17 protein-coding genes and 1 other RNA gene are annotated in these 21,346 nt (G+C 70.3%); 10 read left to right on the top strand and 8 right to left on the bottom strand.

Annotated features, from left to right (window positions below; genetic code table 11):
* Nucleotides 1-32: 32 nt before the first annotated feature.
* The gene (gene prfB, locus DI272_RS30795) at nt 33-1,136 is read left to right on the top strand and encodes a peptide chain release factor 2 (RefSeq protein ID WP_109498456.1); all 1,104 of its coding nucleotides are present in this window, start codon (nt 33-35) and stop codon (nt 1,134-1,136) included.
* 310 nt (nt 1,137-1,446) lie between these two features.
* Nucleotides 1,447-2,088: a hypothetical protein gene (locus DI272_RS30800; protein WP_109498457.1), complete on the top strand. Its 642-nt coding sequence runs from the start codon at nt 1,447-1,449 to the stop codon at nt 2,086-2,088.
* A 96-nt stretch (nt 2,089-2,184) separates the two neighbouring features.
* Here the strand turns inward: DI272_RS30800 and DI272_RS30805 are convergent, their stop codons facing one another.
* Nucleotides 2,185-2,376: a hypothetical protein gene (locus DI272_RS30805; RefSeq protein ID WP_059192144.1), complete on the bottom strand. Its 192-nt coding sequence runs from the start codon at nt 2,374-2,376 to the stop codon at nt 2,185-2,187.
* Between the two features lie 231 nt (nt 2,377-2,607).
* On the opposite strand from DI272_RS30805, the gene ftsE reads away from it, so the two are divergent.
* From ftsE to DI272_RS30840, 7 genes are all read left to right on the top strand, one after another.
* Entirely contained in the window at nt 2,608-3,297 is a 690-nt protein-coding gene (gene ftsE, locus DI272_RS30810) for a cell division ATP-binding protein FtsE (RefSeq protein ID WP_059192143.1), read from the top strand.
* Between the two features lie 36 nt (nt 3,298-3,333).
* On the top strand, nt 3,334-4,251 hold the full coding sequence (ftsX, locus tag DI272_RS30815; protein ID WP_059192142.1) for a permease-like cell division protein FtsX: 918 nt from the start codon (nt 3,334-3,336) through the stop codon (nt 4,249-4,251).
* Between the two features lie 67 nt (nt 4,252-4,318).
* Nucleotides 4,319-5,488, top strand: a complete 1,170-nt coding sequence (locus DI272_RS30820; protein WP_109498458.1) for a S41 family peptidase — start codon at nt 4,319-4,321, stop codon at nt 5,486-5,488.
* Between the two features lie 81 nt (nt 5,489-5,569).
* On the top strand, nt 5,570-6,112 hold the full coding sequence (gene smpB, locus DI272_RS30825) for an SsrA-binding protein SmpB (protein WP_109498459.1): 543 nt from the start codon (nt 5,570-5,572) through the stop codon (nt 6,110-6,112).
* Between the two features lie 122 nt (nt 6,113-6,234).
* Nucleotides 6,235-6,640, top strand: a transfer-messenger RNA (tmRNA) gene (ssrA, locus tag DI272_RS30830).
* A gap of 93 nt (nt 6,641-6,733) precedes the next feature.
* Nucleotides 6,734-8,041: a hypothetical protein gene (locus tag DI272_RS30835; RefSeq protein ID WP_109498460.1), complete on the top strand. Its 1,308-nt coding sequence runs from the start codon at nt 6,734-6,736 to the stop codon at nt 8,039-8,041.
* Between the two features lie 67 nt (nt 8,042-8,108).
* Nucleotides 8,109-9,122: a DUF4232 domain-containing protein gene (locus DI272_RS30840; protein WP_109498461.1), complete on the top strand. Its 1,014-nt coding sequence runs from the start codon at nt 8,109-8,111 to the stop codon at nt 9,120-9,122.
* Here DI272_RS30840 and DI272_RS30845 read toward each other — a convergent pair.
* From DI272_RS30845 to DI272_RS30870, 6 genes are read right to left on the bottom strand one after another with little or no spacing between them, the layout of a single operon-like run.
* A complete protein-coding gene (locus DI272_RS30845) occupies nt 9,109-12,009 on the bottom strand; it encodes a glycoside hydrolase family 3 protein (protein ID WP_109498462.1) in 2,901 nt (966 codons plus the stop codon). The genes DI272_RS30840 and DI272_RS30845 overlap by 14 nt on opposite strands.
* 44 nt (nt 12,010-12,053) lie before the next feature.
* Nucleotides 12,054-13,064, bottom strand: a complete 1,011-nt coding sequence (locus DI272_RS30850; protein WP_181387368.1) for a LacI family DNA-binding transcriptional regulator — start codon at nt 13,062-13,064, stop codon at nt 12,054-12,056.
* A complete protein-coding gene (yicI, locus tag DI272_RS30855; RefSeq protein ID WP_109498463.1) occupies nt 13,064-15,313 on the bottom strand; it encodes an alpha-xylosidase in 2,250 nt (749 codons plus the stop codon). The genes DI272_RS30850 and yicI overlap by 1 nt, the downstream gene beginning before the upstream one ends.
* Before the next feature lie 12 nt (nt 15,314-15,325).
* Entirely contained in the window at nt 15,326-16,150 is an 825-nt protein-coding gene (locus DI272_RS30860) for a carbohydrate ABC transporter permease (protein ID WP_109498464.1), read from the bottom strand.
* Nucleotides 16,147-17,094 carry a carbohydrate ABC transporter permease gene (locus tag DI272_RS30865; protein WP_109498465.1) on the bottom strand — a complete coding sequence of 316 codons (948 nt, stop codon included), beginning with the start codon at nt 17,092-17,094 and terminating at the stop codon, nt 16,147-16,149. The genes DI272_RS30860 and DI272_RS30865 overlap by 4 nt, the downstream gene beginning before the upstream one ends.
* A complete protein-coding gene (locus tag DI272_RS30870; protein ID WP_181387369.1) occupies nt 17,091-18,386 on the bottom strand; it encodes an extracellular solute-binding protein in 1,296 nt (431 codons plus the stop codon). Before DI272_RS30870 ends, DI272_RS30865 begins: the two co-directional genes overlap by 4 nt.
* A gap of 176 nt (nt 18,387-18,562) precedes the next feature.
* On the opposite strand from DI272_RS30870, the gene DI272_RS30875 reads away from it, so the two are divergent.
* Nucleotides 18,563-19,930, top strand: a complete 1,368-nt coding sequence (locus DI272_RS30875) for a cytochrome P450 (RefSeq protein ID WP_109498466.1) — start codon at nt 18,563-18,565, stop codon at nt 19,928-19,930.
* Here the strand turns inward: DI272_RS30875 and DI272_RS30880 are convergent.
* Nucleotides 19,914-21,260 (bottom strand): MFS transporter, encoded by a 1,347-nt coding sequence (locus DI272_RS30880; RefSeq protein ID WP_109498467.1) that lies wholly within the window; start codon nt 21,258-21,260, stop codon nt 19,914-19,916. The genes DI272_RS30875 and DI272_RS30880 overlap by 17 nt on opposite strands.
* Nucleotides 21,261-21,346: the final 86 nt, after the last annotated feature.

Raw genomic sequence — 21,346 nt, forward strand, 5'->3', positions numbered from 1 at the left:
CCCCCACTCTGCGGAGCCGTTACGCTGGAGGCGTGGCAGTCGTCGATGTATCCGAAGAGCTCAAGTCCCTCTCCTCGACCATGGAGTCGATCGAGGCCGTTCTGGACCTCGACAAGCTGAGGGCAGACATCGCCGTGCTCGAGGAGCAGGCGGCCGCGCCGTCCCTGTGGGACAACCCGGACGAGGCGCAGAAGATCACCAGCAAGCTGTCCCACCTCCAGGCGGAGGTGCGGAAGGCCGAGGCCCTGCGCGGACGGATCGACGATCTCGCCGTGCTCTTCGAGATGGCCGAGGAGGAGGACGACCCGGACACCCGTGCCGAGGCGGAGTCCGAGCTGGCCTCCGTGAAGAAGGCGCTGGACGAGATGGAGGTCCGCACCCTCCTCAGCGGTGAGTACGACGCCCGTGAGGCGCTCGTCAACATCCGCGCCGAGGCTGGTGGCGTCGACGCCGCCGACTTCGCCGAGCAGCTCCAGCGCATGTACCTGCGCTGGGCCGAGCGGCACGGCTACAAGACCGAGGTCTACGAGACGTCGTACGCCGAAGAGGCCGGCATCAAGTCGACCACCTTCGCCGTGCAGGTGCCGTACGCCTACGGCCAGCTCTCCGTCGAGCAGGGCACCCACCGGCTGGTCCGGATCTCGCCCTTCGACAACCAGGGGCGCCGGCAGACGTCCTTCGCGGGTGTCGAGGTGCTCCCGGTCGTCGAGCAGACCGACCACATCGACATCGACGAGTCGGACCTGCGCATCGACGTCTACCGGTCCTCCGGCCCCGGCGGCCAGGGCGTCAACACGACCGACTCGGCCGTGCGCATCACGCACCTGCCGACCGGGATCGTCGTCTCCTGTCAGAACGAGCGCTCGCAGATCCAGAACAAGGCCACGGCCATGAACGTCCTCCAGGCGAAGCTGCTGGAGCGGCAGCGCCAGGAGGAGCGGGCCAAGATGGACGCCCTCAAGGACGGCGGCAGTTCCTGGGGCAACCAGATGCGTTCCTACGTCCTGCACCCGTACCAGATGGTCAAGGACCTGCGGACGGAATTCGAGGTCGGCAACCCGCAGGCCGTGCTCGACGGCGAGATCGACGGGTTCCTCGAAGCCGGAATTCGCTGGCGCAAGCAGCAGGAGAAGTAACCGACAGAGACCGACAGGGATTTGTCGACAAGGCAACTGCCGCCCCAGTGGCGGCAGTTGCCTTTTGTGTGGCCGGATGTCTGGGTTTTACATCACACTCACAGGCTCCAACCCCCGGCAAAGAACCCGTACCTGGACATCGCGTACGCAACGGCCTTGACGTTGCTTTGAAAAATGGGAAGGGTAAAGCGTGGCATGCGTATCTCTGGGGCGCATGTGAACCGGGGGAGAGTCGAGTACCGCCACCCCCCGTTGATCACGGCCCCGAGCGCCGCCTCACTGACGATGAGCTACTGGGGGTAGCAACCATATGACCAAGAAGACGCGGATCCGGATCGCGCGCATAGCCGCCGGTGCCGTGATCGCGGCCGGGGCCTCGCTGACCGCCGCCGGCGCCGCTTCCGCGCTGGACATCGGCGTGAACGTGGACGAGAGCGGCGTCGGCGTCAACGTCGACACCGGCCTCGGCGACGACGAGCCCACCGATCCCGCCACCGAGCTGCCGACGGACCCGGCCACCGAGCTGCCGACGGACCCGGCCACCGAAGAGCCGCCGATCACCGAGGAGCCGACGGAGGAGCCCACCGAGCCCACCGAGGAGCCGACCGAGGACCCGACGGACGAGCCGACCGCGGAGCCGACCGACGACGGCAACAACGGCGGCGGCAACGGCAACGGAAACGGCAACGGCAACGGAAACGGCAACGGGACCGGCGGCAACAACGCCGACCCCGACGGCGGCTCCGACGCCTCCGCGCAGGAGGAGGGCTCCTCCGCCCTCACCGACACCGGCTCCGACACCTCCGCCCAGGGCGGCGGCGGCGAGCTCGCCGAGACCGGTGCCGCGCAGACCACCTTCCTGCTCGTGGGTGCCGCCACGATGATCGCCGGTGGCATCGGCTTCCGTGTCCTGCCGCGCCTCATGGGCGGCCGCGGCGGCGCTGCCGCCTGACGGTGACCACACGCCCACGGGGCGTGTGCGTGACGTACGACGAGAGGCCCGGAGCGAGCAGTCGCTCCGGGCCTCTCGGGCGTTTCCGTACCGGCGCTAGGCGGTCTGGTGCGCCAGCAGTGCCACCGCCGCGATCAGTACCGCGAGCAGGGCGATCAGCGTCATGGGGTTGAGCTGCGCGAACGGGTTCTCCTGCGAGAGTCGCTCGCGGTTGGCGCGGCACACGGGGCAGCGGCCCTCATTGACGGGCGCCGCGCAGTTCGCGCACACCAGCCGGTCGTACGTCATGCGCTCGCCCTCCTCATACCGGTTCTCTCCACAGAACGCTCCCGGGCCGCAGAACGTTCCCCCTCCACTGTGCCAGGTTCCCCCGGAATCGGCTCGGCGCTCCCGGAGAGGACCCCCTGGGCAGGTACACAAAAGGCACATCCAGCACGCAACCGCAACCGGTGCCTGCGCTCGCGCACCCCGGTCGCGTATGGTCACGCTCATCTACCCCCGGCGACCCGTGGTGCATCCGTGATCCGATTCGACAACGTCTCCAAGGTCTACCCCAAGCAGACCCGGCCCGCACTCAGGGATGTCTCCCTGGAAGTGGAGAAGGGCGAGTTCGTCTTCCTCGTCGGGTCCTCCGGCTCCGGGAAGTCCACCTTCCTGCGGCTGATCCTCCGCGAGGAGCGGTGCAGCCACGGCCAGGTGCACGTCCTGGGCAAGGACCTCGCGCGCGTCTCCAACTGGAAGGTGCCGCAGATCCGGCGCCAGCTGGGGACGGTCTTCCAGGACTTCCGCCTGCTGCCGAACAAGACGGTCGCGGAGAACGTGGCCTTCGCGCAGGAGGTCATCGGCAAGTCCAAGGGCGAGATCCGCAAGTCCGTGCCGCAGGTGCTCGACCTCGTCGGGCTCGGCGGCAAGGAGGAGCGGATGCCGGGCGAACTGTCCGGTGGTGAGCAGCAGCGCGTGGCCATCGCGCGGGCCTTCGTCAACCGGCCCAAGCTGCTGATCTGCGACGAGCCCACGGGCAACCTGGACCCGCAGACCTCCGTCGGCATCATGAAGCTGCTCGACCGGATCAACCGGACGGGCACGACCGTGGTGATGGCGACGCACGACCAGAACATCGTGGACCAGATGCGCAAGCGCGTCATCGAGCTGGAACAGGGCCGCCTCGTCCGAGACCAGGCGCGCGGCGTCTACGGCTACCAGCACTGACCGCGACCGTCCACGGAAAGGCCTGATCTACCCGCCATGCGCGCCCAGTTCGTACTCTCCGAGATCGGTGTCGGTCTCCGCCGCAACCTGACGATGACGTTCGCCGTCATCGTCTCCGTCGCCCTGTCGCTGGCCCTCTTCGGTGCCTCGCTGCTCATGAGCGACCAGGTCAGCACCATGAAGGGCTACTGGTACGACAAGGTCAACGTCTCGGTCTTCCTCTGCAACAAGAGCGACGCCGAGTCCGACCCCAACTGCGCCAAGGGCGCGGTCACCGACGACCAGAAGAAGCAGATCCTCGCCGACCTGGACAAGATGTCGGTCGTCGAGAAGGTCACGTACGAGTCCCAGGACCAGGCGTACAAGCACTACAAGGAGCAGTTCGGCGACTCCCCGCTGGCCGCCTCCCTCACGCCGGACCAGATGCAGGAGTCGTACCGGATCAAGCTCAAGGACCCGGAGAAGTACCAGGTCGTCGCGACCGCCTTCGACGGCCGGGACGGCGTGCAGTCGGTGCAGGACCAGAAGGGCATCCTCGACAACCTCTTCGGCCTGCTGAACGGCATGAACTGGGCCGCGCGCGCGGTCATGGCGCTGATGCTCGTCGTCGCGCTGATGCTGATCGTCAACACCGTGCGCGTCTCCGCCTTCAGCCGGCGGCGCGAGACCGGCATCATGCGCCTGGTCGGCGCCTCGGGCTTCTACATCCAGGCGCCGTTCATCATGGAGGCCGCGGTCGCCGGTCTCATCGGCGGCGGCGTCGCCTGCGCCTTCCTGGTGGTCTCGCGCTACTTCATCATCGACCACGGCCTGGCCCTGTCCGAGAAGCTGAACCTGATCAACTTCATCGGCTGGGACGCCGTACTGACGAAGCTGCCGCTCATCCTGGCGACCAGCCTGCTGATGCCGGCCCTGGCGGCGTTCTTCGCCCTGCGCAAGTACCTGAAGGTGTGACACATGCCAAGAGGGCCGTCCGGTCAACCGACCGTGCGGCCCTTTCTGTTGTCCTAGACTCACCCGCATGTCAGGCCGTGACCTGTTCTGTCAGCCCCGCCGTATCGGCCGCGGGGCGGCTCTGACGTTGGTGTTCGCGAGTGTGCTGGTCGCGGGGGCGGCGACGGGGTCGCTGCCGGGGCCCGACCGGAAATCCACGCCCGACGCGGCCCGTTCGGCCGCGCCCGCCGGACACCACGAGGAGGTCGCGAAGGCCGCCGAGGAGGCCATGGCCTCCGGCAAGTCGCCCATGGAGGCCGCCGAGCGGGCCGTCAGCCGCAGCGGGGACCGCTGGGGGGCCGTGTACTCCCGCGGGGAGTACGAGGAGTTCGAGGAGGCCCTCGACGGCGAGTACACCGGTGTCGGGCTGTGGGCGCGGCGGGAGCGCGACGGGCGGATCGAGGTGACCAGGGTGCGGGCCGGATCGCCCGCCGCCGGGGCCGGAATCCGCGCCGGGGACCTGCTGCGCAGTGTCGACGGGGCCGACGTCGACGGGCGGCCCGTCACCGAGGTCGTCTCCTTGCTGCGCGGCGACGCCGAGGACGCGGACGCCGGAACCGCCGTCACCCTCGGCCTGGAGCGCGGCACGCGCGCGTGGAGCCTCACGTTGCGCCGCGCGCGGCTGTCCACCGACTCGGTCACCGTCCGAAGGCTCGCCGACGGCACCACCGTCATCAGGATCGACTCCTTCACCAAGGGCGCGGGGGACGACGTACGCACCGCCGTACGGCAGGCCCCCGCCGGTTCCGGGATCGTCCTCGACCTGCGCGGCAACTCCGGTGGGCTCGTCACCGAGGCCGTCACCGCCGCCTCCGCCTTCCTCGACGGCGGCCTCGTCGCCACCTACGACGTCGACGGCGAGCAGCGCGTCCTGCACGCCGACCCCGGCGGCGACACCACCAGACCCCTGGTCGCGCTCGTCGACGGCGGCACGATGAGCGCGGCCGAGCTGCTCACCGGCGCGTTGCAGGACCGGGGGCGGGCCGTGGTCGTGGGCTCCCGGACCTTCGGCAAGGGCTCGGTGCAGATGCCGAGCCGGCTGCCCGACGGGTCGGTCGCGGAGCTGACCGTCGGCCACTACCGCACCCCCTCGGGGCGGGGCGTCGACGGCAAGGGCATCACCCCGGACCTGGAAGCCGACCAGCAGGTCATCGAGCGGGCGGAGACGGTCCTCAGCGGTCTTGGCCCCGAGTCGTAGCCGACCCTCGTCCCGAGCGGTAAACGACTTCCCTCACACCCCCCGCGTAGTGCGAAAATGGACGGCACTATGAGCAAGGGAATGTACGTACCGAAGGAGTCCCAGCCCAAGCAGGGCGGGGCGGCCGCCAAGGGCAGGGACGGCGAGAAGGGCGGCAAGAAGAAGATCGTCGCCCAGAACAAGAAGGCCCGGCACGACTACGCGATCATCGACACCTACGAGGCCGGCATCGTGCTGACCGGCACCGAGGTGAAGTCGCTGCGCCAGGGGCGGACCTCCCTGACCGACGGCTTCGTCCAGATCGACGGCGGCGAGGCCTGGCTGCACAACGCCCACATCCCCGAGTACGCCCAGGGCACCTGGACCAACCACTCCGCGCGCCGCAAGCGCAAGCTGCTGCTGCACCGCGAGGAGATCGACAAGCTGGAGTCCAAGTCCCAGGAGACGGGTCACACGATCGTGCCCCTCGCCGTGTACTTCAAGGACGGCCGGGCGAAGGCCGAGATCGCGCTCGCGCGCGGCAAGAAGGAGTACGACAAGCGCCAGACCCTGCGGGAGAAGCAGGACCGGCGGGAGTCGGACCGGGCGATCGCGGCGGCCAAGCGGCGGCAGCGCGGCCAGTAGGGCTCCAGCAGGGCGGCCACCAGGGGGAAGCCCCCGGGAATACGGTGGCATCGGCGTGCGTTGGTCACGTACGATGGAACCAGCACCGGCCACCACCGGTGCGCACATTGAAAAAACAACATGGGGATGATCGGTTTCGACAGCGGATGTCGAAGCAGGGGAAGCGTGTCGAGGAAGCGGCCATGATCTCGTAAACCACAGGCCGAAAAAAATAATCGCCACTATCAAGAGCGATTCTCCCAAGGCGACGCAGTTCGCCCTCGCTGCCTGATCTCAGGTAACTAGGCAACTGCCCCTTACTTAAGGGAGTGTCAGCCCGGGGCTGTTCCCGACCCGGATCCTGGCATCAGCTAGGGGACTAAACCTTGATCCCGGTCACGGGGTGAAGAGGGAAATCAAACAGTGACTGGGCCCGTTCCGGACTTGTCTGGGTGATCCGGAGGGCCGAGAAACTCGTACCAGACTGCACACGGAGAAGTCCTGATTCCGCACCGTTGGACGCGGGTTCGATTCCCGCCATCTCCACAATTCCCATGTGGGCCAAGCCCCGTCGCTCCCGAGCGGCGGGGCTTTGTCATGCCCTACTGGGACATGCCGTACGGCGGAAGAGGGCGGGGGACGATGACGCGGCCGGACGAGCCGTACTACGTCATGTACGACGCGGATTTCGGGCTCAGCGGACTCGCCGGGCGGCCGGAGCGTGAGCCGGTGTCCGTGCCGTTGCCGGGCGGCGGTGCCGACGGGGACGAGCAGATCGGGGTGGACGCCCGGAGCCTGCTGGCGTCGGGGCTGCCGGAGCCGGTGATCCGGACGCTGTGGCTGGCCGCCGACCGGGGGCGGTTCGATCCGGCCGGACCGGGCGGGACCGTACGGTCCTGGCTGACCGCCTGGTCCGAGGCGTATCCGCCGCCGGCGCCCAAGAAGCGCCCGCAGGGCGGCACGTACATCAGCGCCGTCACGCCCTACTTCTACCCCCGTCCCGTGCTGGTGGAGGCGGAGCTGCGCGCCGCCGTGCTCGCCGAGATCGATCTGCTCGCGGCGGACCTCGCACGGGCGGTGCCGGTGCCGGGCGCGGTCGGGGCACTGCGGTCGGCGGTCGCCGAGGCCGGGGCGGATCTGGGCCTCCGGCTGCTGCTGCGGACCCTGAAGGCGCACTCGGTGCGGGTGGACAAGGCGTGCCACGACCGGTTCGTCGCGCTCGGCGACACCTTCGAGTACTGCTTCGCGGTGATCACCGACGGCCTCGACGTCGACTGGCCGCCCCTGGACGTCGACCGCCGCGACAGCGCCTGGGACTTCGGCCTGTCCGCCCTCGCCGAGCGGTTCGCCGGGGACTGGCACGACCGCACGGCGCGGGAGACCGTCCGGCTGGCGGCCGACTCCGACGGCGTCGGCCAGACGCCGGGCAGCGCGGCCGCCCTCCTGCTGGCGGACGTCACACGGCTGCTCGGCTCGCCGCTGTCCCCCGACACGCTCGGCACGCTGTGGCTGGCGGCGTGCGACGGCGGCTACCGGATCGACCGGTTCAGCATCGACGTACGGCACTGGCTGGAGCTGGTCGCCGACGTCTGCCGGGAGCACCTGCGGGAGGTCGCCCCGGGTCACCGGGCCGGCGCCCCGCCCGCGCCGCCGGGGCCGGTGGCCGAGGTGCTGCGGGAACTGCGGGATCTCGCACCCGAGTTGGCGGACCGGAGCGTGCAGCCGATGTGGCACCCCGTGCCCGGCGCGGCCGTGGTGCGGGCCCTGGAGGAGGTGGTGGCCGAGGTGGACCCCGACCTGGGCTTCCGGTTGTTCCTGCGGGCCCTGGTGGCGATGGCGGTGCCCTTGAGCGAGGAGCGCTACGCGCGACTGCTGGCGCTCGGGGAGCGGTTCGGGTACGGCGAGTTCCATGTGAGCCAGGTCGACGGCTTCGTCCAGCGGGACCTGTGACACCGCTGTGACCGGAAGTGTGGCTTCCGCCACTGCCGGCCGGACCGGCCGCTGGTGAGGTGGGCGGATGCCTACCGCCTCGCGGGCCGTGCCCGCCGCCGTCGCCAGTGTCCTGCTGCTCGCCGCGTGCGGTTCCGAGCGGGCCGGGCAGGAAGACGCCGCCGTCGACGGGCCGGTCAGTGCCGAGTCGTTGTGTCCGGGAGACTACGCGCAGTACGGCGCGACGCCGGCGTCCGCCGCACCGGCCGTGACCCCGTCCGGTACGCCGACGCCGCTTCCGGTGCCCTCCGTCAGCGGGCCCGGTGACAACGGCGTGAGGATCACCGGCCTGTATGCCTGGGGGGCGGGGAGCAAGTGCGCGAGCGCCGACTGGTCCGCCGCCTTCGAGCTCACCAACCAGGGGACCCGGAAGGCGACTTACACGGTCACCTTCGGATTCCTCGCCGCGTCCGGCGGCTCGGTCGACAACGTCGCGCGGACCGTCGAGGCGGTCGCGCCCGGGGCCACCGTCAAGGACGTCGTGGCCATGAGGACAATGACGGCCGCGCACCCGCCCGAGGTGACGGGCGTGCGGGTGATCAAGGTGCGCAGTGTGCCCGCCGCCGAGGCGCCGTCCGCCTCGGGCCCCTGCCCGGCGTCCGGGGTGCACGTGTACGCCGATCAGGGCGACGCCGCCATGGGGCTGCGGGTGGTCGGCCTGCACCTGGTCAACTGCGGCACCGACACCTACGAGCTCAACGGATACCCCGGGCTCGAGATCCTCGACGAGGACCACGAGCGGCCCGACGGCGTGCGCATCCTGCGGGGCACCGACGGGATCAGCCCCGCCGCGGGTGGTGGCGGCAGCCCGCGCCCCCTCGCCCTGCGGCCGGGCCAGGCCGCCCGCACGACGCTGGCCTGGCGCAACACCACCCAGGCGGGCGACCCGGTGAACGCCCCGTACGTGCGCGTCCGCCCGAAGCCCGACGCCGCCCCGGTGACGGTGACACCGGAGCTGGACCTCGGGACGACGGGCGAACTGGGCGTGGGCCCCTGGGAGTTGGACGATTCCGCGGAATCGGGTCAGGTCAGGCCAGGCTGAACGTCGACAGGCGCAGCCCCTCCCCCTTGAGCACCAGATACACATCGGTACGGCCCCTCGCCGCCCGGGACAGGTCGGCGGTCACCGTCTCGTAGGTGTACGGCGACGCGGTGCCGTCGAAGGCCGCCGTGCCGACGAGGGTGCCGGTCGGGGAGCCGAGCCGTATCTCGACCGTGCCGGACGGTCCGGCCACCCGTGCGGTGAACGTGGTCGCCCGCGACTCGAGCCGGGAGTCCGCGAACTTCAGCCACGCCCCCTCGGACGCCGCCGACACCGCCGTACCGCGCTCCTTGGACTCGTCGACGAGGCGGGTGCCGTTGTAGTCGTCGAAGTTCTCGGCGCGGGTCGTACGGGTCAGATCGCGGGCCGGGATGGTCTCGCCGGCCACCTGCCAGGTGGTGCGGGTGCGGATGTCCGCGGAGGAGGCGCCGGCCAGGATGTCGTACGTGCCCTTCTCCGTCACCCACTTGGAACGGGTGACGTCCCAGTGGGCGAGGTCCTTCGCCGACAGCTTCAACCGGACCGTCCTCGTCTCGCCCGGCTTCAGCGCGACCCGCTGGAAGGCCTTGAGCTGCTTCAGCGGCTGCTTGTCGCGGGAGACGCGCTGGTGGACGTAGAGCTGGACGACCTCGTCGCCCGCGCGGCTGCCGGTGTTGGTGACCTTCACCTCGTAGCCGCTGCCGGTCCTCCTCAACTGGCCGTAGCGGAACGACGTGTAGGACAGGCCGTGGCCGAAGGGGTAGAGGGCCTCGCCCTTGAAGTACTGGTAGGTGCGGTCGGACTTGATGATGTCGTAGTCGAGGATCGAGGGGAGGTCGGACTCGGCGCGGTACCAGGTCTGGGTGAGGCGGCCGGAGGGGTTGGCGTCGCCGTACAGCAGGTCCGCCAGGGCGTTGCCGGTCTCCTGGCCCGCGTGGGAGGTCCACAGGAGGGCCGGGATGTCCTGCTGCACCGAGCCGAGCGTGGTCGGGTAGCTGTTCTCGACCACCACGACCGTGTGCGGGTTGGCCTTGCGGACCGCCCTGACCAGGGCCTCCTGCGCCGGGGCCAGCCCCATGTCGGTGCGGTCGTGGGCCTCACGGCCGTTGATCGACGGGTTGGAGCCGACGACCACGACCGCCGCGTCCTTGCCCCGGACGGCGGCCACGGCCGCCTCGGTGCCGTCGCGGACGACGTCCTTGGTGTAGTGGGCTGCCTGCTCCTTGGGCACCAGGCCGAGCGTGCCGTCGGCGCCGGTCGGGCCGACGTAGACCGGGTTGCTCCACCAGGACTCCTCGGTCTCGTAGCCCGCGTAGCGCAGCAGGTAGCCGCCGTCGGGCTGCCGCTCCAGCTTGAACTGCTGCTGGACGTACCAGCCGCCCGGCTGGGTCTGGTCGTCGGCGAACCCGGACCAGTTGTAGCCGACGTACTTGCCGTTGACCGCCGAGCGCAGGGCGACCACGCCCCCGCCCCAGTCGAAGACGTCGAACTGGGTCGGTGCGGTGGGGGTCTGGGCGCTCTCCTTCAGCAGGGCGCCGCCGGTGGTGATGTACTTGCCGGTCGCCGTGTTCTTCAGGGCGATGCGGTCGACGCCCTCGCTGGTCGCGACGTCGGTGCCGAGCTTGGCCGCGATGCCCTCGGCCGGGGTGACGGCGTAGGGGAGGGTGCCGGAGTACCAGTCGGTGTAGAGGGTGTCGGCGAGGGGGCCGACGACGGCCACGTTCTTCTGCGACTTCTTCAGCGGCAGCGCGCCCGCCTGGTTCTTGAGCAGCACCGCGCCCTCGGTCGCCGCCGTGCGCGCCAGCCGCTGGTGGGCCGGGCTGTTGATGACGGACTTGTCGATCGCGCCGTACCTGCCGCCGCCCGGGTCGAACTCGCCGAGCCGGACGCGGACGGACAGGATGTGCCCGGCGGCCTCGTCCACGTCCGCTTCCTTCAGCAGGCCCTGTGCCAGCGCCGACTTGACGGCGCCGGTCGTCACCGAGGAGTCCGCGTCGTTGTCCGTGAAGCTGTCGATGCCGGCCTTGATCGCCGCCGCGTCTCCCTCGGTCACGTTCGGGTAGTACTGCTGGTCGCCGTGGAGGTTGCCCGGTGCGAAGGCGTCGGTGACGTTGAGGAGGTCGTAGGAGGACCACGTGCGCACGACCTCGTCCAGGTCCGGACTGACCGTGTTGGGGCGGCCGTTGACGAGGTTGTAGGACGACATCACACCCGTCGCCGCGTCCGCCTCGATCGCGGGCTTGAACGCCGCCTCGTCGTACTCCTTCGCCACCCGCGGGCGCAGGTCGGAGGAGGTCGTGGTGCGGTGCCACTCGTTGTTGTTGGCGAGGTAGTGCTTGATGGTGGGGGCCGTCTTGAGGTGGTCCGGGTCGCCGCCGGTCAGGCCCTCGCCGTACGCCGTCGACAGCGCGCCGGTCAGTGCGGGGTCCTCGCTGTAGCCCTCCTCGTTGCGGCCCCAGCGGGGGTCGCGGAGCAGGTTCACCACCGGCGCCCACAGGTTGAGGCCCCAGCCGGCGGGGCGTTCCTGCTGGAAGCCGCGGGCCTCGTCGCCGACCGCCGAGCCGACCTGCTCCATCAGGGCCGGGTCCCAGCTGGAGGCCAGCCCTATGGCCTGCGGGAAGACGGTGGTCTCGCCGAGCCAGGCGACGCCGTGCAGGGCCTCGGTGCCGGTGCGGAAGGACTGGATGCCGAGGCGGGGGACCGCCGCCTGGTACTGGTGCAGCAGGGAGATCTTCTCGTCGAGGGTGAGGCGGTCGAGGAGGTCGTCGACGCGCCGGTCCACGGAGAGGGACGGGTCGCGGAAGGGGTACGCGGGGTCTTCGGCGTGCGCGGGGAGGGCGGCGGCGAGGCCCGCCACCAGGGCCAGCGCCACCGCGAGCGTGGATCTACGTCTCTTGCTGCCTCTCATCGATCGGCTCCTTCAGATAGGGCCTTGCATCAACAGGGGTCATCTCAGGGCGTGTTGCGCGGGGCGGTGCTCGCGCGTTCCGTCATCCGCGGCGGCAGCAGCGTGGCCTCGGGCACGGTCTTGGCGTCGAGCTTGCGTATCAGCAGCTCCACGGCCCGTTCCCCCACCTCGGCGGAGGGCAGGGCGACCGAGGTGACGGGGACGCGGAGGTTCGCGGCGAGTTCGTCGGGGCAGATCGCGGTGATCGACAGATCGGCGGGGACCCGCAGGCCGAGCTGCTCGAAGGCGTCGACGAGCGGTTCCAGGACCGCCTCGTTGTGGACGACGATTCCCGTCAACGCGGGGTGCTCGCGCAGCAGTTGCTCGGCGACCTCGCGGGCGGCGGCGGGTGTGGCCTCGCAGGGGTGGACGGAGGAGGCGAGGCGGCCCCGGTCCGCGGCGGCGGTGAAGCCCTGGACCACCCGCTGGGCGAACGCGGTCTGGCGGACGTAGACCTCGGGAGGTGAGCCGACGAGGGCCACCACCCGGTGCCCGAGCCGGGCCAGATGCTCCACGCACGCCTCGCCGGCCGCCGCGAAGTCGAGGTCGATGCAGGTGAGGCCGTCGGCGTCGGCGGGGAAGCCGATCATCACCGAGGGGCGGTCCAGGGAGCGCAGCAACGGCAGCCGGGGGTCGTCGAGTTGGACGTCCATGACGACGAACGCGTCCACCAGCGCGGTGTCGGCGACCCGCCGCAGCCCGTCCTCGCCCTCCTCCTGGGTGAGGAGCAGCACGTCGTGGTCGTGGCGCCGGGCCGTGGTCACCACCGACACCGCGAACTGCATGACGACCGGGACGTGGATGCCGGTCCGTAAGGGCACGACGAGGGCCAGCACATTGGATCTGCTGCTGGCCAGGGCGCGGGCGCCCGCGTGCGGGCGGTAGCCGAGCTCGCGGATGGACGCCTCGACGCGCTGCCGGGTCTCCTCGGAGATGGGGCGCTTGCCGCTGAGGGCGTAGGACACGGTGCTGGGGGAGACGCCCGCGTGCCGGGCCACATCGGTGATCTTCACCATCAGTCCAGCTCCAGCGAGAGGAAGCCGGTGCCCGCCGCGGCCCGCGCGGTGCGCTCCCCGGCGGCCAGCCCCCACGGCGCCTTCGGGTCGGCGCACGATGCCCGCAGGGTGTCCCCTTCGCGTACGACGGTGAAGGCGGCCTCCCCGACCCGCACCGTCACCTGCGCGCCCCGCTCCAGTCCGTAGGCCCGCAGGGTCACCCCGTCGGCGTGGTCGTAGTCGGGCCGGTCGGCCACCGCGCCCACCGGGACGACCGCGCCCGGCCGGACCAGCAGCGGCACGCTCATGAAGTCGTGCCGCTCCTTCACCCAGCGCGGCCCGGTCACCGTCTCGCCGGTCACGTAGTGGGTCCAGGTGCCCTCGGGCACGTAGTACGCCACCTCCCCGTCGTCGGAGAACACGGGCGCCACCAGCAGGTCGGGCCCGAGCATGTACTGCCGCTCCAGGTGCGCGCACCCGGGGTCGTCCGGGAACTCCAGGACCATGGCCCGCATGACGGGGGTGCCCTCGGCGTGGGCGGTGCGGGCGGCCTCGTAGAGGTAGGGCATGAGGCCGAGCTTGAGGCGGGTGAAGTGCCGCAGGACGTCCACCGACTCCTCGTCGAAGAGCCACGGCACCCGGTAGGAGGAGCTGCCGTGCAGCCGGCTGTGCGAGGACAGCAGGCCGAAGGCCAGCCACCGTTTGAACAGGGCGGGGCTCGGCGTGCCCTCGAAGCCGCCGATGTCGTGGCTCCAGAAGCCGAAGCCGGACAGCCCGAGGGAGAGGCCGCCGCGGAGCGACTCGGCCATCGACTCGTACGTCGCCTCGCAGTCGCCGCCCCAGTGCACCGGGAACTTCTGGCTGCCGGCCGTCGCCGAGCGGGCGAAGACGACCGCCTCCTCCTCGCCCCGGTGCTTGCGCAGCACGTCGAAGACCGTGCGGTTGTAGAGGTACGTGTAGTAGTTGTGCATCCGCTCGGGGTCCGAGCCGTCGGCCCAGGCCACGTCCGTCGGCACCCGCTCGCCGAAGTCCGTCTTGAAGCAGTCCACGCCCTGCGCGAGCAGCGCCTCCAGCTTGCCCGCGTACCAGTCGCGGGCGGCCGGGGAGGTGAAGTCGACCAGCGCCATGCCCGGTTGCCACAGGTCCCACTGCCACACGCTGCCGTCGGGCCGCTTCAGCAGATGCCCGAGCGCCTTGCCCTCCGCGAACAGCGGGGAGCGCTGGGCGATGTACGGATTGATCCAGACGCTGACCCGCAGGTCCCGGTCGTGCAGCCGGGACAGCATGCCCGCCGGGTCGGGGAAGACCCGCGGGTCCCACTGGAAGTCGCACCAGTTGAACTCGCGCATCCAGAAGCAGTCGAAGTGGAAGACGGACAGCGGCAGTTCGCGCTCCCGCATGCCCTCGATGAACGACGTCACCGTCTCCTCGTCGTACGACGTCGTGAAGGACGTCGACAGCCACAGCCCGAACGACCAGGCGGGCGGCAGCGCCGGGCGGCCGGTGAGGGCGGTGTACTTGCGGAGGACGTCCTTCGGCTCCGGGCCGTAGATGACGTAGTACGTCAACTGCTGGGTCTCGGCGCTGAACTGGACCCTCGAGACCGTCTCCGAGCCGACCTCGAAGGAGACCTTGCCCGGGTGGTCGACGAAGACGCCGTAGCCCGCGTCGGTGAGGTAGAACGGCACGTTCTTGTAGGCCTGTTCGGTGGCCGTGCCGCCGTCGGCGTTCCAGATGTCGACGACCTGGCCGTTCTTGACGAGCGGGCCGAAGCGTTCACCGAGGCCGTAGACGGAGGTGCCGACGCCGAGGTTGAGCTGCTCGCGCAGGTAGTGGGCGCCGTCCGCGTCGCGCATGATGCCCATGCCCTTGGTGCCGCTGGAGGTGAGCGTGCGGCCCTGGGCCAGGAAGTCGACGTGCCAGGGGCCCGTGCGGGCCACCCGGACCGACAGGGCGCCGGAGGTGAGGGTGGCGTGCTCCTCGTCGTACTCGGTGTGCACCCCGGACTCGTCCTTCGTCACCTCGAACTGGGGGCCGCGCGGCTGTTCGCCCTCGAAGTGGGTGAAGGTGAGGCCGATGACGTCGGGCATCGGGGAGTGGGCGCTGATCGTCACGACCGGTCCCTTCAGCAGGTCGCCGCGGTGGCGGATGGGCTGCGTGGGCGCGTGGATCTCCAGCGCGCTCTCGGCGGCGGTGACGTCGAGGACCTCGACCGGGTGGGCCGCGGTGACGCCCTCGCGCAGCAGCCAGTAGCCGTCGGTGAACTTCATGTGGGGGTGTCCTTACTTCACGGCTCCCACGGCGATGCCGCGGGTGAGCGTGCGCTGGAAGAGGAGGAAGAACACGATCGCGGGCAGCACGCCGAGCAGGGCCGCCGCGTTGGTCATGGTGGCGTCCATCAGACGCTGGCCCTGGAGGACGCCGAGGGCCACCGACACCGTCTGGTTGTCGTTGGAGATCAGCATGACCAGGGGGAGCAGGAACTCGTTCCAGGTCCAGATGAAGAAGAACACCGCCAGCACGCCGAGGGTCGGGCGGCTGACCGGGACGACGATCCGCCACAGGATCTGCCACTTGTTCGCGCCGTCGATCCGGGCCGCCTCGATGATCTCGCGGGGGAACTCGCCCAGCACGGAGGAGAGCAGATACGTGCCGAACGCCGCCTGGATGACGGTGAACACGATGATCACGCTCAGCCTCGTGTCGTAGAGGCCGGCCTCCTTGCTCAGGTAGTAGATCGGGTAGACCAGCGCCTCCTGCGGCAGCAGGTTCGCCAGCACGAAGAAGGCGAGGACCCAGGTGCGGCCCTTGACGCGGCCGATGCCGATCGCGTACGCGTTGAGGACCGACAAGGCCACGGCCAGGATCGCGACGAAGCCGCTGATCAGCAGGGAGTTGAACAGCTTCTGGCTGTAGTCGACGCGCTCCCAGAAATCCTTCAGGCCGTCGACGTAGAAGCCGTCGGGGAGGCTCAGCGGGCCGTTCTGGCTGTACTCCGCCGGGGACTTGAAGGCGTTGAGCGTGACGATCAGGAACGGCACGATCATGAACAGGGCGGCGACGCACAGGGCGATGAGGACGGGGTAACGCCGGAGCGCGGTGCTCATGCTCTCTCCTCCGCGCGGGTCTGGAGTTTCAGGCCGATCAGGGAGAGCGCCAGGATGATCACCGTGAGCACGGTGGAGATCGCGGCGCCGTAGCCGACCTGTGTCTTCTCGAAGAACGTGGTGAAGGAGAAGTAGGAGGGGACGTTCGTCGCCCCGCCCGGGCCGCCCTTGGTCAGGACGTACACCGCCCCGAACACCTTCAGCGCGGCGACCGTGCACCAGGTCAGCACGACGTAGATCTCCGGGCGGATCTGCGGCAGCGTGACGTGCCAGAAGCGCCGCCACCAGCCGGCCCCGTCCAGCTCGGCCGCCTCGTGCAACTGCGGGTCCACGCGCTGGAGTCCGGCCATGAAGACGACCAGCGGGAAGCCGATCTGCACCCACACCATCACGCCCATCACGCTGTAGAGCGCGATGTCGGGGTCGCCGAGCCAGTCCTGCTGCCAGGACCCGAGGCCGATGGCCTTGAGCAGTGCGTTGAGCGAGCCGTTGTCGGGGGCGAGGATCCAGCTCCACACGATGCCCGCGACCGCGATCGGCAGCACCTGCGGAAGGTAGAAGCACGCGCGCAGGACGGCCACGACCTTCGAGCCGAAGTGCTTGCCGATGTAGTCGAACAGCGCGGCGGCCAGGACCAGTCCGACCGCCGTCGGCACGGCCGCCATCGCGACGACCATGAACAGGCTGTGCCGGAACGACGCCCAGAACTCGGAGTCGTCCATCAGCTCGCGGTAGTTGGCGAGCCCGGTCCAGCTGGGGGAGCCCACGCCCTGCCAGTCGGTGAAGCCGACGTACGTGTTCATCAGGAACGGGGCGATGATCACGGCCAGGAAGGCGAGGACACCGGGCAGCAGGAACAGGGCGTAGGAGTCGCGGGGGCGGCGGGGGCGACCGGCCGGTGCCGCCTTGCCGGTCACCCCGCGCTTCTCGACGGTCACCGTCATTGCTTCGGCGCGCCCTTGTCGTAGGCGTCCTGGAGGGCGTCCAGATAGCCGTCCGGCTTCTCGCTGTCGGTGATCAGCTTCTGCGTCTGGGAGACCAGGACGTCGTAGTAGCCGGGCACCGGCCAGTCCGGGTAGAAGGCCAGGCCGTCACGCTGGGAGAGCGTGTTGAAGTTGTCGATGAGCTCCTTCGCCTTCGGTTCGGTGATGGCGCTCGCGTCGGCCGCGACCGGGACACCGCCCTTGTTGCCGAGCAGGTTCTGGATCTTCTTCGACATGGTGATGTCGATGAAGTCGTAGGCGAGCTCCTTGTTCTTGGCGCCCTTGGGGACGACCCAGATGTTGCCGCCGGAGCCGGGGCTGAGGTTTGTGCCGGGCCACAGGAAGGTGTCCCAGTCGAACTTCACCTCGTCGACGAACCGGCCGTACCACCAGCTGCCGGAGAAGAAGATCGGCGACTTGCCCTGGATGAAGGAGACGCCCGCGTCCTCGGCCTTGGTGCTGCTGGAGGTCTTGGCGATGTAGCCCTTCTTCACCCAGTCGGCGAAGGTCTCGGCGGCGTAGGTCCAGGCGGGGCCGTGGAAGTCGGTCTTGCCCTTGTAGAGCTGGTAGGAGTCGACCCAGGCGCGGTCGGCCTTCGACAGGGCGAGCTGGTAGAGGTACTGCTGGGCCGGGTACTCGGCGCCGGCGTTGGCCAGCGGGGTGATCTTGTGCTGGACGAACTTGTCCATCGCGGCGGTCAGTTCGTCGAACGTCTTCGGTACGGCGATCCCGTACTTCTTGAAGAGGTCCTTGTTGTAGTACACCATCGTGTACTCGGCGTAGTTGGGCACGCCGTACCACTTGCCGGAGCCCATGATCCCGTTGGTGTCGTACACGCTGGTGGTGCGGACGCTCGCGCTGAGCTTCTTGTCCCAGCCGCGCTTGGTGGCCTCCGCGGTGAGGTCGGTGAGCAGCCCCTGCTTGGACAGCAGGCCGGCGGACGCGTTGCCCTTGAGGTACTCCATGACGTCAGGGGCGTCGGAGGAGTTGAGGACCATCGGGGCGGTCTTCTGGATCTGTTCGAAGCCCTTCTCCTCGAACTCCACCTTCACACCAGGGTGCTTGGCCTTGAACTCCTTGATCGCTTCGTTCCAGGCCTGGCCCATCGCGCTGTTCGGGCCCTCGTAGTGCCAGAGCTTGAGTGTCTTGCCGTCTCCTGAGGACCCGCTGCCGGAGTCCCCGCAGGAGGTCAGGAGCAGTGCTCCGGCGGTCAGTACCGCCGTCGCCACCACACGCCTTCGTGTCGTCAACATCCCGTGCCTCCAGGGGAGTCGGAGCCGGATGGTTCGCGGGTCGTTCTCACATGTCGAATCGTTTCGACGATTTATGTCGAAGCGCTTCGACGATGGAAGGTATGCGCGGGCTGTGGACGAGTCAATGGATCGCGCGAGAATTGCCGGGACCGCGATCGACGGGAGCGGAAGACGACATGACGATGACGGCAAGGGTGCGCGAGGCGCCGATCGTGACCGCGAACCCGTTACTGGGTTCGATGAACGACCTGCTCAACGACCCGCTCGGCACGTATGAGCGGGCCCGCCGCGACCACGGTGACGTGGTGCGCTTCCGGGCCGGGCCGCCCGGGCTGCGGGCGGATATTTACGCCGTCTTCTCGGCGGAGGGAGCGCAGCAGGTACTGGCCGGGCAGGCCGCGAACTTCCGCAAGGACAACGTTTTCTACGAGGAGCTGCGGCAGTCCATCGGCAACGGGCTGCTCACCAGCCAGGACGAGACGTATCTGCGGCAACGCAGGCTGGTGCAGCCGTTGTTCACGCGGCGCCGGGTGGACGGGTACGCGGCACAGGTGGCCGCGGAGGCCGGGACACTGGCCGCGGAGTGGCGCGCGCGGCACGGCGGAACCGTCGAACTGGTCGACGAGATGCACCGGTTCGCGCTGCGCATGGTCGGCCGCATCCTGTTCGGCACGGACATGGAGAAGGCATTCGACGTCGTCCGGCGCACCCTGCCGCCGCTCCAGGGCTACTCCCTCAACCGCGGCCTCTCCCCGGTCAAGCCGCCCCGCGCCTGGCCCACCCCGGCCAACCGCCGCGCCGCCCGCCTCCAGGGCGAGCTGTTCGCCCTGTGCGACGAGATCGTCGACAGCCGCCGGGACGGCTCGGGTGCCTCGGCGGACCTCGCCAGTCTCCTCGTGCACGCCGAGAACGCCGAGGACGGCCGCCTCGACGCCGCCGAACTCCGCGAACAGGTCCTGATCTTCCTGGTGGCCGGCCATGAGACGACCGCCACGGCGCTCGCCTTCACCCTGCACCTCCTGGCCCGGCACCCGGAGGAGCAGCGGCGCGTGCAGGAGGAGGTCGACGGCGTGCTGGGCGGTGGCCGGGCGCCCACCGCGGCGGACATGCAGGCGCTGCCGCGGCTCACCAGGGTGCTCAAGGAGGCGATGCGGTTGTATCCCTCCGCGCCCGTGATCGGCCGCCGCGCCGTGGCCGGCGCGGACATCGACGGCGTCCGCATACCGGCCGGCGCCGACGTGATCGTCTGCCCCTGGGTCACCCACCGGCATCCCGCGTACTGGTCCGAGCCGGATCGCTTCGACCCGGACCGGTTCACGCCCGAGGCGGAGGCCGAGCGGCCGCGGTACGCCTGGTTCCCCTTCGGCGGCGGCCCGCGGGCCTGTATCGGGCAGCACCTGTCGATGCTGGAGTCGGTGCTGGGGCTGGCGGTGCTGCTCCGGGACTTCGCGTTCGAGGACGCGGCGGGGGCGGTGCGGGTGGGGGCGGGCGTGACGTTGATGGCGGAAGGTCCGGCAAGGGCGAGGATCAGGCCGCGGGGGTGACCGCGGTCTTTCCGGTGCGGCGCCCTCGTGACCGGCCGCGCGGCTCCCCGCGCCCCCGCGGGGGCGTCGCAGTGAGCGAGATCAGCAACGCCAGGGCCGCTGCCGTGACCGGCACGCCGTATCCGGCTGTCGCCGAGCTGTGTTCCGTGACCCAGCCGCCCACCGCGCTGCCCCCTGCTATGCCGCCCAGCAGGCCCGTCACTGCGAGGGTCATGCCCTCGTTGAGGCGGCCCGCGGGGGTGCGTTCCTGGACCAGGGTCATGGTGGTGACCATCGTCGGAGCTGTCGCCATCCCGGCGATCAGCAGGGCTCCGGACAGCAGCAGGAGGGAACCGGCGGCACCCGCCGCCAGCAGCGGCAGCGTCAGCAGCGCGGTCATCGCGGCCAGGCACCACGGGTGGCGGTCCTCGGCCCGGCCGCCCAGCCGGAGCGCGCCGTACACCAGACCCGCCCCGCACGAGCCCGCCGCCTGCAGACCGAGGACGGCACCGGCCGCCGACGCATGCCCGCGCGCGTCCGCGAACGCGATCGTGACGACCTCCATCGAGCCGAACACCGCGCCCGTCGCCAGGCAGGCCAGGAGCAGCGGGGGCATCCCCGGCGCCCGCAGCGGTGCCTTCGCCTGACCGTGCCGCACGACCGGCGGCTCGGTCCTGCGCTGGGCTGTGAACAGCAGCATCCCCGTCACCAGCAGCCCGGCCCCGACCAGCGTGCCCGCCTCCGGGAAGAGCGTGCCGCACAGCAGGGCCGCGAGCACCGGGCCCAGCATGAAGCACAGCTCGTCGGCGGCCTGCTCGAAGGAGTTCGCGGTGTGCAGCGCCTCGGCGTCGCCCTTGAGCAGATGCGCCCAGCGGGCCCGGGACATGCCGCCGATGTTGGGGGTCGTGGCGGTGGCGGCGTACGCGGCGAACAAGGTCCAGGCCGGGGCGTCGTACCGCACGCAGAGCAGCAGCGCGAGCGAGCCGAGAGCGGCGAGGAGCGTGGCCGGTACGGCGACGCGGGCCTGCCCGTGCCGGTCGACGAGCCGCGCGGTGAAGGGGGCCAGCAGGGCCGTCGCCGCCAGGCCGGTCGCGGAGACGGCGCCGGCGAGGGCGTACGACCCGCGGGTCCCGGCGATCATGATGACCGCGCTCACGCTGAACATGCCCATGGGCAGCCGGGCCAGCAGGTTGCCGACGGTGAAGGCGCGGGTGCCGGGGCGGGTGAAGAGCCGGCGGTACGGGCCGGGTGCGCGGGGCGGGCGGGGCGGGCGCGGGGTGAAGTCGGCGATGACCAGCGTCTCGCCGGTGGTGGTGAACAGGGGGGCGGGGCGCGGGGTCGGCTGCGGCATGGATCAACGGTCGCCCGTGGGGGAGCGCGCGGTCCAACACCTGCCGCGCGGCGATTGACGCACCTCTGTTGTCAATCGCCGTCGCC

Source organism: Streptomyces sp. Act143 (genome assembly GCF_003143935.1).
Classification (GTDB): domain Bacteria; phylum Actinomycetota; class Actinomycetes; order Streptomycetales; family Streptomycetaceae; genus Streptomyces.